Source organism: Aequitasia blattaphilus (assembly GCF_024721305.1).
GTDB lineage: Bacteria > Bacillota > Clostridia > Lachnospirales > Lachnospiraceae > Aequitasia > Aequitasia blattaphila.
Genome location: NZ_JAMXOD010000013.1, coordinates 41,538 through 55,020, shown reverse-complemented (window position 1 = coordinate 55,020; position 13,483 = coordinate 41,538). Strand labels below are relative to the sequence as shown.

The 13,483-nt window shown below is 38.6% G+C and carries 11 protein-coding genes; 2 read left to right on the top strand and 9 right to left on the bottom strand.

Going from position 1 to position 13,483, the window contains the following annotated elements; all coding sequences use genetic code 11:
- Nucleotides 1-31 precede the first annotated feature (31 nt).
- The 3 genes from NHH15_RS09955 to NHH15_RS09945 all read right to left on the bottom strand — a co-directional run bounded on the left by NHH15_RS09955 (nucleotide 32) and on the right by NHH15_RS09945 (nucleotide 4,744).
- On the bottom strand, nucleotides 32-1,228 hold the full coding sequence (locus tag NHH15_RS09955; RefSeq protein WP_262066520.1) for a Y-family DNA polymerase: 1,197 nt from the start codon (nucleotides 1,226-1,228) through the stop codon (nucleotides 32-34).
- Between the two features lie 2 nt (nucleotides 1,229-1,230).
- A complete protein-coding gene (gene clpB, locus NHH15_RS09950; RefSeq protein WP_262066519.1) occupies nucleotides 1,231-3,813 on the bottom strand; it encodes an ATP-dependent chaperone ClpB in 2,583 nt (860 codons plus the stop codon).
- An 88-nt stretch (nucleotides 3,814-3,901) separates the two neighbouring features.
- Nucleotides 3,902-4,744, bottom strand: a complete 843-nt coding sequence (locus tag NHH15_RS09945; protein ID WP_262066518.1) for a C39 family peptidase — start codon at nucleotides 4,742-4,744, stop codon at nucleotides 3,902-3,904.
- A gap of 117 nt (nucleotides 4,745-4,861) precedes the next feature.
- Here NHH15_RS09945 and NHH15_RS09940 point away from each other — a divergent pair, with 117 nt between their 5' ends.
- Nucleotides 4,862-5,797, top strand: coding sequence for a D-2-hydroxyacid dehydrogenase (locus NHH15_RS09940; protein WP_262066517.1), 936 nt, complete (start codon nucleotides 4,862-4,864; stop codon nucleotides 5,795-5,797).
- A gap of 55 nt (nucleotides 5,798-5,852) precedes the next feature.
- Here NHH15_RS09940 and NHH15_RS09935 read toward each other — a convergent pair whose 3' ends face one another.
- The 5 genes from NHH15_RS09935 to NHH15_RS09915 are packed head-to-tail and all read right to left on the bottom strand — an operon-like array spanning nucleotide 5,853 to nucleotide 10,810.
- Nucleotides 5,853-6,134 (bottom strand): hypothetical protein, encoded by a 282-nt coding sequence (locus NHH15_RS09935; RefSeq protein WP_262066516.1) that lies wholly within the window; start codon nucleotides 6,132-6,134, stop codon nucleotides 5,853-5,855.
- A gap of 14 nt (nucleotides 6,135-6,148) precedes the next feature.
- Nucleotides 6,149-7,543 (bottom strand): ATP-dependent Clp protease ATP-binding subunit ClpX, encoded by a 1,395-nt coding sequence (clpX, locus tag NHH15_RS09930; RefSeq protein WP_262066515.1) that lies wholly within the window; start codon nucleotides 7,541-7,543, stop codon nucleotides 6,149-6,151.
- A gap of 12 nt (nucleotides 7,544-7,555) precedes the next feature.
- The gene (gene ligA / locus NHH15_RS09925; protein WP_262066514.1) at nucleotides 7,556-9,523 is read right to left on the bottom strand and encodes an NAD-dependent DNA ligase LigA; all 1,968 of its coding nucleotides are present in this window, start codon (nucleotides 9,521-9,523) and stop codon (nucleotides 7,556-7,558) included.
- Nucleotides 9,462-10,217: a pseudouridine synthase gene (locus NHH15_RS09920; RefSeq protein WP_262066513.1), complete on the bottom strand. Its 756-nt coding sequence runs from the start codon at nucleotides 10,215-10,217 to the stop codon at nucleotides 9,462-9,464. The genes ligA and NHH15_RS09920 overlap by 62 nt, the downstream gene beginning before the upstream one ends.
- Nucleotides 10,214-10,810 (bottom strand): 4'-phosphopantetheinyl transferase family protein, encoded by a 597-nt coding sequence (locus tag NHH15_RS09915; RefSeq protein WP_262066512.1) that lies wholly within the window; start codon nucleotides 10,808-10,810, stop codon nucleotides 10,214-10,216. Before NHH15_RS09915 ends, NHH15_RS09920 begins: the two co-directional genes overlap by 4 nt.
- Before the next feature lie 67 nt (nucleotides 10,811-10,877).
- Here NHH15_RS09915 and NHH15_RS09910 point away from each other — a divergent pair, with 67 nt between their 5' ends.
- Complete coding sequence (locus NHH15_RS09910) at nucleotides 10,878-11,357, top strand: DUF5721 family protein (RefSeq protein ID WP_262066511.1); 480 nt, start codon at nucleotides 10,878-10,880, stop codon at nucleotides 11,355-11,357.
- Between the two features lie 48 nt (nucleotides 11,358-11,405).
- Here NHH15_RS09910 and htpG read toward each other — a convergent pair whose 3' ends face one another.
- Entirely contained in the window at nucleotides 11,406-13,394 is a 1,989-nt protein-coding gene (htpG, locus tag NHH15_RS09905; RefSeq protein ID WP_262066510.1) for a molecular chaperone HtpG, read from the bottom strand.
- Nucleotides 13,395-13,483 lie beyond the last annotated feature (89 nt).

Here is a 13,483-nt window from a genome sequence, read left to right as displayed (position 1 = left end):
TTACAAGTATATCCCTTTAGAAGCCCTTTTGTCAAATCCCTTTTTTTATGATGTCATCACCAAATTTCTTATGAATTTCATTCATTGCTTCTTTAATCTTTCTTTCCTTCTCATACTTCTCTTTCAGCTGCAGAACCTCCTCCTCCACCTCAAAAAGCGTGAGCTGAGTCGGTTCATTTATATCTTCCAATTTTGAACTTCTCACACCCAACAGACGAATAGGTTCTTTATCCCACAGCTCCTGAAAAAGTTCCTTTGCAACCTGATAAATACTTTCTCCGTCCGAAACCCCAGTCCGTAGCTGAGTCTGATGAGAGGCAGAAGTAAAGTCATAGTATTTAATCTCCACACCAATGTTATATGCCCTTTGTCCTGCCTTCTGTAATCTTCCTGCAACCTTCACAGATAGCTTATTGATTACTTCTAATGCTTCGTCTTGCAGTACAACATCTTTTGAAAGCGTTGTGGAGTTTCCGATGTTCTTCGCATCCTCCCGTTCAATCTTCACTTCCTGGGTTCCATAGCCATTTGCAAACTCCCACAGCTTTCTGCCGTGACTTTTTAGATGAATACTCACGAGCTCAGGATCTGCTTTTGCAAGCTCTCCTATGGTACGGATTTCCAGCTTTTCTAAGGTCTCCACACTTTTTTTCCCTGCCATATAAAGATCTCCGATGGGCAATGGCCACATCTTCTCTTTGATTTCTTCTGGAAACAAGGTGTGCACCTTATCCGGCTTTTCAAAATCAGATGCCATTTTTGCCAAAAGCTTGTTACTTGATATTCCGACATTTACTGTAAAACCAAATTTCTGCTTCACCTCATCTTTAATCTTTTGAGCGGCCGCTTTATAATCCTCACGATAATCATACGCTTGAGAATAGTCTAAATAGCATTCATCTACGCTGACTTGCTCTAAGACCGGACTCACTTCCAGCAGGAACCTCATTAACTGTCGGCTATACTCACTATACTTCTTATGGTTCGGTGGAACACTGGTTAAATTTCCACACTTACGAAAGGCATTTGCAACAGGCTCTCCTGTCCGGATTCCATACTTCTTGGCCGGAATTGACTTCGCCAATACAACACCTCGTCTGGATTTTTGATCCCCTCCCACAATGGAGGGAATTTCCCGTAAATCCCGACCCTTTCCTTCTTTTAATTCTTCTACCGCACTCCAACTAAGAAAGGCGGAATTTACGTCTATATGGAAGATGATACTCAAATTTATCTGCTCCTTGCTGTTAAGGCTCCATTATCCACATCAATTAGAATTTCACTGCCTGCTCCAATGTCCCCTTGCAGCATTAATTTTGCCGCCAGTGTTTCAACGTGTTTTTGCAGGAATCTTTTCAAAGGTCTTGCACCGTAGGTTGGGTCATATCCACCTTCCAGTACATATTTTTTAGCCTCTTCTGTTAAAGCTATGGAAACCTCTCTGTCTCTTAACCGTTTATTTACATCTGCTATTAATAAATCAATGATGTCATAAATATCATCTTTCGTCAACGGTTTGAAGTTGATAATCTCATCCAGGCGATTTAAAAATTCTGGCCGGAAATGAGCTCTTAAGGAAGTTTCCACCATCTCTTTTGCCTCCTCTGAAACATTTCCATTTTCATCGATTCCATCTAATAAGTAGGAAGAACCAATATTTGAAGTCATAATCAATATGGTGTTTTTAAAATCTACGGTTCGCCCTTGAGAATCAGTAATTCTTCCATCATCCAATACTTGAAGGAGAACATTAAATACGTCTGGATGTGCTTTTTCAATTTCATCAAACAGCACTACACTGTAAGGCTTTCTCCGAACTGCTTCCGTAAGCTGTCCTCCTTCATCGTATCCTACGTATCCCGGAGGTGCTCCAATTAGTCGTGATACGGAGTGCTTCTCCATATACTCACTCATATCAATTCTTACGATATTGCTTTCATCATCAAAAAGATCTTCTGCCAAAGCCTTTGCCAATTCTGTTTTACCAACTCCTGTAGGTCCTAAAAACAAGAATGAGCCAATCGGTTTTGTTGGATCCTTTATCCCTGCCTTTGATCTTAGGATTGCTTCACTTACCAGCTGCACTCCTTCGTCCTGACCAATGACTCTTTTATGTAAATGTTCTGCCAAATGAAGCGTTTTGTTTCGTTCACTTTCATTTAATTTCGCAACCGGTATTCCTGTCCATCTGGAAACAATTTTTGCGATCTCTTCATCGGTTACATTTTCATGAACCAGGGTATTGTCCTCTTTGGAAACCTTTTCTTCCTCTGCTTCTAATTCTTTTTGCAGCTCTGGCAGACGGCCATATTGTAATTCCGCTGCTTTGTTCAAGTCATAATCTCTTTCAGCCTTTTTAATTTCGTTATTTACCTCTTCAATTTCTTCCCTGATTTTTTGAAGACGCAAAACTCCTCCTTTTTCATTATCCCATTGAGCCTTTTTTCCACTGAATTCTTCTCTTAGGTTTGCAAGCTCTTCCTGTAAATGTGTCAAGCGGTCCCTGCTGAGTCGGTCATCTTCCTTTTTCAATGCTGCCTCTTCGATTTCAAGCTGCATAATCTTTCTTTGCAATTCATCTAATTCTGCAGGCATAGAGTCCAGCTCTGTCTTAATTAAGGCACATGCCTCATCCACTAAATCAATGGCTTTATCCGGTAAAAACCGATCCATAATATATCGGTCTGAAAGGGTTGCTGCTGCCACTAAGGCTCCATCTGTAATTTTAACTCCATGGAACACCTCATACCGTTCCTTTAATCCTCGTAAGATTGAAATTGCATCCTCCACTGTTGGCTCTTCTACCATAACTGGCTGAAACCTTCTCTCAAGCGCTGCATCCTTTTCAATATACTTCCGATACTCATCTAAGGTTGTTGCACCAATACAGTGAAGCTCTCCTCTTGCCAGCATTGGTTTTAGCATGTTTCCTGCATCCATTGCCCCATCTGTTTTGCCGGCTCCAACAATCGTATGAAGCTCATCAATAAATAAGATAATCCTTCCATCCGAGTTTTTCACTTCTTCCAAAACTGCTTTCAGCCGTTCCTCGAACTCACCACGGTATTTTGCACCTGCTACCAGAGCACCCATATCCAGGGAGAAAATCGTCTTTTCTTTCAATCCTTCCGGGACATCACCTCTCACAATTCTCTGGGCAAGCCCTTCCACTACCGCCGTCTTACCAACGCCCGGCTCTCCAATAAGGACTGGATTATTTTTCGTCTTTCTTGAAAGAATTCTTACCACATTTCTTATTTCTGCATCCCTGCCTATAACGGGGTCAAGCTTCTGTTCTCTTGCCCTGTCTACTAAATCCTGTCCATATTTATTTAGTGTATCGTAGGTAGCCTCTGGATGGTCACTGGTCACCCGCTGATTTCCCCGGACTGTGGAAAGAACCTGTAAAAACACGTCTCTCGTAACTCCAAACTCCTTAAATAGGACTTTCATATCTGAATCCGCATATTTAATCATTCCAAGCATCAGATGTTCTACTGAGACGTATTCATCTCCCATTTGCTTTGCCTCATCTTCTGCATGAATCAAAACATTATTTAATGCTTGTCCAACATAAGGATTTCCTCCTTGCACTTTGATGCGTTTGCTTATTCCTTCCTCTGCTCTTCTAAGGATACTATCTTTTTCAATTCCCATTTTTGTAAAGAGCTTTAAAATCAAACTATCTTCTTGGGTAAGCAGTGCGTAAAAGAGATGTATTTGGGCTATCTCCTGATTTCCATATTCTGCTGCCAGCCCTTCACAAGTCTGAATTGCCTGCATAGAATTTTGAGTGAATTTATTTATGTTCATATCGTTACCTCCTCGTATAAATCTGTTCTAGATACAATATAACACAAAAATTAGCACTGTCAAGAGACGAGTGCTAATTTGTTGTATCTTAATTATAGGCCCAGATTGCATTGATCTGAGGAATGATATCTGCATATTTCCATTCTTTTATAGTATTTACTTTTCGAAAGGGATCGTGAACGACTACCGTTCCGTCTTCTTTGTATTCTGTAACCACAATAAAATGACCCTCTCCTGTAAAATCACCTGGTCCCATACTGCAGATAATCGGATGACCTTCATTCAGAGTATTCTTAACCCATTCTTCATCGGAGGGATGTCCTTCTGTAACCGTTATGCCATAATCTTCTGGCAAAACACGCATCAGCTGCCATAGTGTCAAATTGTCCTCATCTACAAGACCCCGTTGCATAGAATAGCCTGCAACCCAGCTTGGAACAAAGGAGGGATCACCTGTCACATAAATCATTACCATGGAAAGAGCCGTTGGACCACAACCCGCCCGAACCAAAAGACTCGAACCATAGCTGGCAAGTCCCCATCTTTCATCCCACTGATAAAGAGTCGGAATACTTCCCTCAATATAGTCACTTCCTATATCTGACACAGGTTCCTGATCTTTTAACTTTTCATACTGCTCCACAAGTGGCAGCACCTCCTGAGGATTCATCTCAAATGCTTCCATCAAGGACTCTGGATAACCCTTTTCGATACCCAGCTGCCTTGCCTCTTCAATCCGCTCTTCCGTTGTCTTTTCCTGGGTTTTCTGCTGGATTGTCTTTGCAGCTGTAACATTACTGCTCTCCGATGGCTTCTCATTTTTTTGGCTTTTTTTCGCCCACAAAACACTTCCTAATATGATTACCACTATCCCCAGAGTGGCTAAGACAATTTTATGTCTTAATACTTGTTGTTTTCTTTTTTCGTTCATTGCATACACTTCCTTTTATCGACCTCCATTATACACGAAAGTTGTAAACTCCACAACATTTATGATTGTCTTATGTTATACTAACCTTAAATATATAGATAGAAGGAGGCTTCATAAATGAACATTGTCTTTTTAGATGCAAAAACAATTGGAGATGACATTGATTTAGCAAAATTCGATTCCCTTGGAACCGTAACCAAGTATTCTTTTTCAACAGATACGCAAGCTCGAGAGCGTTTAGCAAATGCAGATGTGGTTATTGTGAACAAAGTAAATATAAACAAATATACATTGGAAAATGCAAAGAATCTCAAACTTGTTTGCGTTACAGCCACCGGAACAAACAACCTGGATAAGGATTTTTTAAAGATGCGAAATATAGAGTGGAGAAATGTTGCCGGGTATTCTACCGATTCTGTTGCCCAGCATACCTTTGCTCTTTTATTCTACCTATTAGAAAAGCTCCGTTACTATGACGAATATGTGAAAAGTGGTTCTTATGTAAATGATGTTGTCTTTACCCATTTTGACCAGGTGTTCTTTGAACTAAAAGATAAAACTTTCGGCATCATTGGATTGGGTAATATCGGAAGAAAGGTAAGTACCATTGCCACTGCATTTGGAATGAATGTTATCTACACCTCTCCTTCCGGAAGCCCACCTCAAGCCGGCTTTACTCAAGTGGATTTAGATACCTTACTTTCTACTTCTGACATAGTTTCCATTCACGCCCCACTGAATGAGTACACCGAGAATTTAATGAATCTTTCCAATCTTAAAAAAATGAAAAAATCAGCTATCCTGCTCAATTTAGGAAGAGGCCCTATCGTTGTCGAGTCGGATCTAAAGATTGCCTTGGAAAAGGATATGATTGCTGCTGCCGGTCTGGATGTGCTTACCCAGGAACCAATGAGCGAAGAAAATCCTTTATTAGCAATCAAAAACAGCGAGAAGCTTTTTATCACTCCTCATATCGCTTGGGCAAGTGTAGAGGCAAGAAACCGCCTAATGGATACTATTTACCATCAAGTAAAGGAAATGTTTTCAATTTGACGAAAAACAAATACTCCCCTCCGCCATTTACATCTGGCCGAGGGGAATTCTATTGTTATTTCATACTATCAATTTCTTCTTCTTTTTTCTCGATTTCTTCTTCCCTTTGCTCAATTCCTTCACAAAGAGTTATGTAATTCAAATCCACTGTTTCTCCATCTTTAAACTTTTCATAAACCATTTTTCCAATGTGTAGAAGGTCACGGTTATTCCCTCTTTCCAGAGAACGAATATCACTTTTTAGCTTTTGAATTCCAATCACTTCTTCCGCCTTTTCTCCTACATCTTTCGCTACACTCATTACCCGTTTTCCTAAATCATCGATAAATTCCTGCATACTCATACCTCCTCCTATCCATGAACATTCTGGTTTCTAAGCTTAATCACTGGACCTCCGGTTCCTTCAATGTATTCCTTTGTAATAACTACCTGCCCAATATTATCATCCTTCGGAATCTCATACATAATATCCAACATAAACTCCTCGATAATTGCCCGAAGGGCTCTGGCTCCTGTATCTTTTTTCATTGCTTTTCGAGCAATTGCATGAAGAGCCTCTTCATTAAACTCCAGCTTTACCTCGTCCAAAGCCAAAAGCTTCTGGTATTGCTTAAGTATGGCATTCTTTGGCTCCTTTAATATTTCAACTAACATATCTTCTGACAAACCTTCTAAAGTTACCACAACTGGCAGTCTTCCCAAGAACTCCGGTATCATACCAAATCCACGCAAATCCTCCATGGCAACTCTGGAAAGAATGTTTTTATCATTCTTGTACTTATCTTTTAAATCCGCTCCAAAACCAATGGATGCCTGCTTTGTAAGACGTTCCTGAATAATATTACTTAAATCCGGAAATGCTCCTCCACAAATAAACAAAATATTTTTTGTACTTACCGTAGTGAGAGGAACCATAGCATTTTTACTATTTGCCCCTACCGGTACCTCCACATCACTTCCTTCCAGAAGCTTTAGCATTCCTTGCTGTACCGATTCACCGCTTACATCCCTTTGACTGGAATTTTTCTTCTTGGCAATCTTGTCAATTTCATCGATGAAGATAATTCCCTGCTCTGCCTTCTGTACATCATTATCTGCAGCAGCCAAAAGTTTGGAAACCACACTTTCAATATCATCCCCTATGTAACCTGCCTCTGTTAGAGAAGTGGCATCCGTAATCGCAAGAGGAACATCTAAAAGCTTTGCTAAAGTCTTTACAAGATAGGTCTTTCCAGAACCCGTTGGACCAATCATAAGCATGTTTGATTTCTCGATTTCAATTTCATCCATCGTGTCTGTTGCCACTCTTTTGTAATGATTATAAACCGCAACAGATATGGCTTTCTTCGCATGTTCCTGTCCGATAATGTATTCATCCAAGCTTCCCTTAATCTTATGAGGTGCCGGCAGATTATTAATGTCAATCAGAGGCTCAACCTCTTCTTCTGTCTTCTTTTTCTTAAGTTTCTGGCTTTTCGGAACATTTTGCTCCATATCCTGCATGCTAAACATTTGGAAATTCTGATTGTTCAGCAGCTGGGAATAATCCATATTCCCACCCTTCATTGCATCAAAGCTTTTTTGCATACAATCATTGCATACGGAAATATTATTGGGAAGATCAATCATTTTCCCTGCTACACTTTCTGGTCTGTGACATATGAAACATACCTTTTCATACTCATCTTCCTGTTTTTCTTCTTTTATATCTTCTACAATAATTTCTTCCTGATCTTTCTCTGACATAGCTCCTCCTAACTACTCATCATCCTGGGCCATCATTTTCAGAAAATCTTCCTCTGATATAATTGGGATATTTAAATCCTTTGCCTTCTTATTCTTTGAAGATGTTGAGTGTGTGTCATTATTTATTAAGTAATCGGTTTTCGAAGTGACAGACCCTGTCACTTTGCCCCCTCGGCTTTCAATTACTTCCTTCATTTCATTACGATTCTGGAAATGATTTACACTTCCTGTAATCACAAAATTCTTTTGTTCAAATATCTGTTCTTTGGGAGCTTCCGGTTTTTCAATCTCCAATTCTTTTATCAAGTCAAAAAAAGCTCTCCTTTTAGTCTCGTCTGAAAAATATTCTACAAAAGCATTTGCCAGTATCTCTCCAATCGTATGTATCGCCACTAATGTATCCTTAGAGGCATCCACTATCTTATCTATGTCATAGCGAAACTCTTTGCAGATTAATTTTGCATTTGCAATTCCAATTCCTGCAATTCCCAAGCCATAAATTAGTCTGGGCAAAGTTGTATGCTTTGCTTTCTGTATACTGTCGATTAAATTCACATAGGATTTTTCTCCAAATCCTTCCATCTCTTTTATCTCATTTTCATATCGATCCAAATGAAAAACATCTCGATATTCTTTGATAAAGCCTTTTTGAATAAACTTGGTCAAGGTTGCTTCTGAAAGACCTTCTATATTCAGCGCATTTCTGCTTACAAACAAAGAAAAAGACTTCACGTGCTTCGCCTGACAGTTCGGATTCGGGCAAAACAGGGTTTTTGCATTCCCTTCCTTCTGAATCTTTGTCTCTCCCTGACAGACTGGACATTGGACTGGTATATCCTTTACACCACTTCTTGTCAAATTTTCTGAAATCTGAGGGATAATCATATTGGCCTTATAAACCTGGATTCGGTCTCCAACCCCCAGCTCCAATTCTTCCATAACACTAATATTGTGGACACTGGCTCTGCTTACTGTCGTTCCTTCCAGTTCAACTGGTTCAAAAATTGCAACCGGGTTGATAAGTCCTGTTCTGGAGGGGCTCCACTCAATGGTTGTCAAAGTAGTCTCTTTCGTCTCGTCTTCCCATTTATAAGCATAGGAATCTCTTGGAAACTTTGAGGTTGCCCCCAAAGAACTTCCGTAGGCTATGTTATCATATGTTAACACAAGACCATCGGAAGGGAAATCATTGTCTGTGATTTTTTCCGAAAACTTAAGAACTTCTTTCGAAAGGGTATCACCAGCCGCACTTTCATATTCCACGATTTCAAAACCCTGCTCTTTTATCCATTGCAGCTGCTTCTCTCTTGAATTGTGAAAGTCAACACCTTCGGCTTTCACCAAGGTAAAAGCAAAGAAACGAACGTTTCGTTTTGCCGTTATTTCATTATTTAATTGACGTACCGAACCACTGCAAAGATTTCTGGGATTTTTATATTTTGCGTCCACATCGTCAATCTCTTCATTTATTTTTTCAAAATCAGAATAAGTAATAATCGCTTCCCCTCTTAACACCAGCTCATCCTTATAAGGGATTTGAAGGGGGAGATTTTTAAATACTCTTGCATTATTCGTCACCACTTCACCTACTTCGCCATTCCCTCGAGTAACCGCTTTATAGAGGACTCCCTCTCGATAGGTCAGTACAATAGTAAGTCCATCTAATTTCCAGGAAACCAGAACTTTTTGATTTCCTGCAAACTCAATCAAATCAGTGACTTCTTTCGTTTTATCCAGGGAAAGCATTGGACTTTCATGTCTTTCTTTGGGAAGCTCACTCATGGTTTCATAACCAACATTTTGCGTTGGACTTTGGGCGAGAACGATTCCTGTCTCTTTTTCCAGCTCCAGTAATTCATCATAAAGCTGATCATAAGCATAATTACTCATGATTTCTTCTGCATCCACATAGTAAGCCTTAGCGGCTTTCGTAAGGAGACTGACAAGCTCTTCCATTCTTGCTTTCTTCGATTTTTTCATATAATTCATCCAACTCCTGTGTTGTTAATTTTCTGTATTTTCCAACTGCCAAATCCTTTAAAGTAATATTCATGACTCTGGTTCGCTTTAACTTCGTGACCTTATACCCCTGGCTTTCACACATTCTTCTAATCTGTCTGTTTATGCCCTGGGTTAATATGATGTCAAAAGTATATTTCCCCACTTTTTTCACCACTGCTTTTCTTGTTATGGTATCAATTTCTTTCTCATCATCTTGAATATGAACTCCTTTAGAGAGATTCTTTATAAATTCATCTGTCACTTCTTCGTTTACCGTGACACGATATTCTTTCTCGTGTTGGTGACCTGCTTTCATAATTTCATGAATCAAATCGCCGTCATTGGTCATAATCATTAAACCTTCTGATTCTTTATCCAGCCGCCCTGCATACGTGATTCGGATCGGATAATTGATGTAACGAATAATGTTTTTTCGTTCTCTGGGGTTTTCGGTACATACAATTCCTCGTGGCTTATAAAAAGCCAACACAATTTTTTCCTTGCGGTTAATAATGCGTTTCTTTCCAATGGATATATCCATTGTATCATCTACCTGCATACCCAAATCGGCTTTTTCCCCGTTTACATATATTTGCCCTGCCTTAATCAGCTTATCAGCCTCTCTTCTGGAGCAGATACCTGACTCGCTTAAATACTTATTTAAACGCATCATATTAAATCCTCCAGTTTCACTTCAACAAACACCATTTCTTTTGGTTCCTTCCTCATACATAAAGTATAGATTGTCTCCTTTGTCTCCTCTGTTTGAAAAAACGCCGGAATACGAAAGGTATTGATTCCCGACAACTCCTTCGTTAAACCTTCTCCTGTCATTTTTACATAGGCTTCCTTTTTTGTCCAGATTTCAAAAAACTTCTTTTTCCCATCTACATATTCTATCTCCTCCGGATGAAAGTATCTCTTCATCAGAGGCAAGGGTGCTTCTCTTTTTCTTTCAATATCCACCCCTATCGCTCCTTCATTGGATACACTGCACAAAAGATGGTTTCCTGAGTGCGAAAGATTGAACTCCAGATTGCTCTGTCTTGCTTTTGGTTTACCATGTGAGTTAAAATAAAATTCCACCCGCTCTTTATCAAGTCCTCTTTGAATCAACAATCCCCCTAATATCGAGGTAATCTTATCACTCTCCTGCAGGTATTTATGTACCTTTTCTCTTCTTTGTTTGGAAAGAAGGATCTCATACTTTTCAACATCACTATAGAGAATATCGGAATTCCACTTCAAATAATAAGTTCTTACCATATATAAATCCCTCTCATTCTAGCATTTGCTAATTGTGAATACAAGTCATCCATGTTAGAATACAGACATGAAAACCTTAACGCTGCAAACAAAAACAACCATGAATCACCTTTTACTAAAGGATAGTTTCGATTTATTTTTATTAATTGAGGGTGAAGTGACCACCTTCAATACCTTCTCATTTAATGGAAGGCTCAAAAAAGAATATCTGGATGAGTTACCCAAAGAGGAATATTCCAAATGGAAGGCTTTAAAGGGGTACTGCCTCAGCTTGATTAAAGGGAAAAAAACTCCACTTAACTTTCGCTTCATCTTCACTCTTAGTAAAAAGGAAATTGCGAACTTTTTAATTGAATATGAGCTTTCTTATGATCCTTCTGAAGTTATTGGCTTATATCTTAATTTTCATTACGAAAATGGACAGCTTAATTGTACAACAGGAACTTCTCTTAAAAGCTTCTCTTTGGATAAATCCATAGACCATGCCTGGGATCACAGGGCTCTTGATTATTTCTATCAGTTGGATATTCCCTTTGATATACTATGATACTAATTGAGGTTGTGGCACTTGCCGCAACCTCATTGTAATTTCTATTTATTTTGTTAATAACATCATTATTTCGTTACTTCTATTGACAAATTCTGTCATCTCACTTGCACTTAATGGCTTATGTGAAAGCATTGCAAGGTCATAGAGCTGCTTACAGATTACAGGAACGCTTTTGCTTCTCTTATGCTCTACTACAAATTTCACTAATGGATGGTTTGCATTTAGTACCAGTGTTTCCTGACCAGACATATCCATTTGATCCATTCCATAGGATTTCATCATTTCCTGCATTCTTCTATTTTCTTCTGAAAGTGTTACCATAGAGGCAATATTTTCATCTTTGATTTTTTCAATACGAATATCCAATTTCTCATTTCCAATTGCTTTACGGAAGATTTCAATCAAGCTATCTGATACTTTTTTAAATTCTTCTTTTTCGTCCTCTTTGATTTCTTCTTTTGCATCCTCTGTAATGCTGGCATCAATTCTTTGGAAACGAACCGTCTTATTTTTTTGCTCCACCATTGTGATGAAAGACGCATCGATTGGATGGGTCAGGACTACAGCATCCTTTTCCTGGCTCTTGAAAAGATTGATATACTGTGCTTGCTGCTGTTCGTCTGTTACGTAGTACACTGTGGTCTTAATATCCTCTGCACTGTCTTCAGTCTCTTCAGTCTCTTTCTTTTCTTCTACTATAACACCGCCATTTGCTTCCACTACCTCTGTCAGAGTTTGATACTTTCCTTCAAGATTTTTATACAGAATTGCATCTTTCATCTTATCTGCAAACTTTTCATCTTTCAGGCTTCCAAACTTGATAAATGGACTAATGTTATCCCAATATCCTTCATACTCTGCCTTCTTTGTTTTGCACATTCCTGCAAGCTTATCAGCAACCTTCTTTGAAATGTAATCTGCAATCTTTTGTACAAATCCATCATTTTGCAATGCACTTCTGGATACATTTAACGGAAGATCCGGGCAATCAATTACTCCCTTTAATACCATTAAGTACTCTGGGATTACTTCTTTTATATTATCGGCAATAAATACCTGATTGTTATAAAGCTTTATGGTACCGTCTAAAGACTCGTACTCTGTATTAATTCTTGGGAAATACAAGATTCCCTTTAAATTGAAGGGATAATCCATGTTCAAATGAATCCAAAACAGTGGCTCTTTATAATCCATAAAAACTTTTCGATAAAAATCCTTATAATCATCATCACTACACTCATTTGGATGCTTGGTCCACAGAGGTGTTGTATCACTGATTGAGACCGGTCTTTTCTCTATTTTAACCTGGTCTTCATCCTTCTCTTCGTCATGGATTCTCTCCACAACCACATCTTCATCCTTTAAGTCTGCTTCGTCGATTGTTTCGTACTCAACTTCTGCATTCTCTTTATTTAAAAAGATTTCAACAGGCATAAAAGAACAATATTTCTCAATGACTTCTCTCATACGGAACTCATTTGCAAATTCAATACTTGCGTCGCTGATGTACAGAGTTATCGTTGTCCCGATTTCAGCCTTTGTTCCTTCTTCCATTTCATATTCCGTACCGCCATCACTAACCCAATGTACTGGTTTTGCTCCCTCTTTATAGGAAAGACTATCGATATGAACTTCATCTGCCACCATAAATGCAGAGTAGAATCCTAATCCAAAATGACCAATCATATCATCTTCAGTTGTCTTGTCCTTATATTTTTCAAGGAATTGTGTTGCACCTGAAAAAGCAATTTGAGTAATATACTCTTCTACTTCTTCTGCTGTCATACCCAATCCATTATCTGTAAAAGTTAATTTCTTTTCTTCCGTATTTACTTCAACTTTAATTTTCCCTTTATAATCATCTGGCAGAGAATATTCTCCCATCATATCTAATTTCTTTAATTTCGTAATGGCATCTGTACCATTTGATATCAGCTCACGGGCAAAAATATCATGATCAGAATAAACCCACTTTTTTATAATTGGAAAAATGTTTTCGCTATTAATTTTTAGACTACCTTTTTTCGTTCCCATTTTTAATACCACTCCTATCTCTTATATATGCTATAACATATAATAATACGGGAATAGATAAAAGTCAACAAAAAATTAGCACTCTTTGA

What these genes read in the sequence shown, in the direction of transcription:
- clpB (WP_262066519.1), bottom strand. Translation starts at nt 3,813, where the DNA reads ATGAACATAAATAAATTCACTCAAAATTCTATGCAGGCAATTCAGACT.
- NHH15_RS09945 (WP_262066518.1), bottom strand. Translation starts at nt 4,744, where the DNA reads ATGAACGAAAAAAGAAAACAACAAGTATTAAGACATAAAATTGTCTTA.
- NHH15_RS09940 (WP_262066517.1), top strand. Translation starts at nt 4,862, where the DNA reads ATGAACATTGTCTTTTTAGATGCAAAAACAATTGGAGATGACATTGAT.
- NHH15_RS09935 (WP_262066516.1), bottom strand. Translation starts at nt 6,134, where the DNA reads ATGCAGGAATTTATCGATGATTTAGGAAAACGGGTAATGAGTGTAGCG.
- clpX (WP_262066515.1), bottom strand. Translation starts at nt 7,543, where the DNA reads ATGTCAGAGAAAGATCAGGAAGAAATTATTGTAGAAGATATAAAAGAA.
- ligA (WP_262066514.1), bottom strand. Translation starts at nt 9,523, where the DNA reads ATGAAAAAATCGAAGAAAGCAAGAATGGAAGAGCTTGTCAGTCTCCTT.
- NHH15_RS09920 (WP_262066513.1), bottom strand. Translation starts at nt 10,217, where the DNA reads ATGATGCGTTTAAATAAGTATTTAAGCGAGTCAGGTATCTGCTCCAGA.
- NHH15_RS09915 (WP_262066512.1), bottom strand. Translation starts at nt 10,810, where the DNA reads ATGGTAAGAACTTATTATTTGAAGTGGAATTCCGATATTCTCTATAGT.
- NHH15_RS09910 (WP_262066511.1), top strand. Translation starts at nt 10,878, where the DNA reads ATGAAAACCTTAACGCTGCAAACAAAAACAACCATGAATCACCTTTTA.
- htpG (WP_262066510.1), bottom strand. Translation starts at nt 13,394, where the DNA reads ATGGGAACGAAAAAAGGTAGTCTAAAAATTAATAGCGAAAACATTTTT.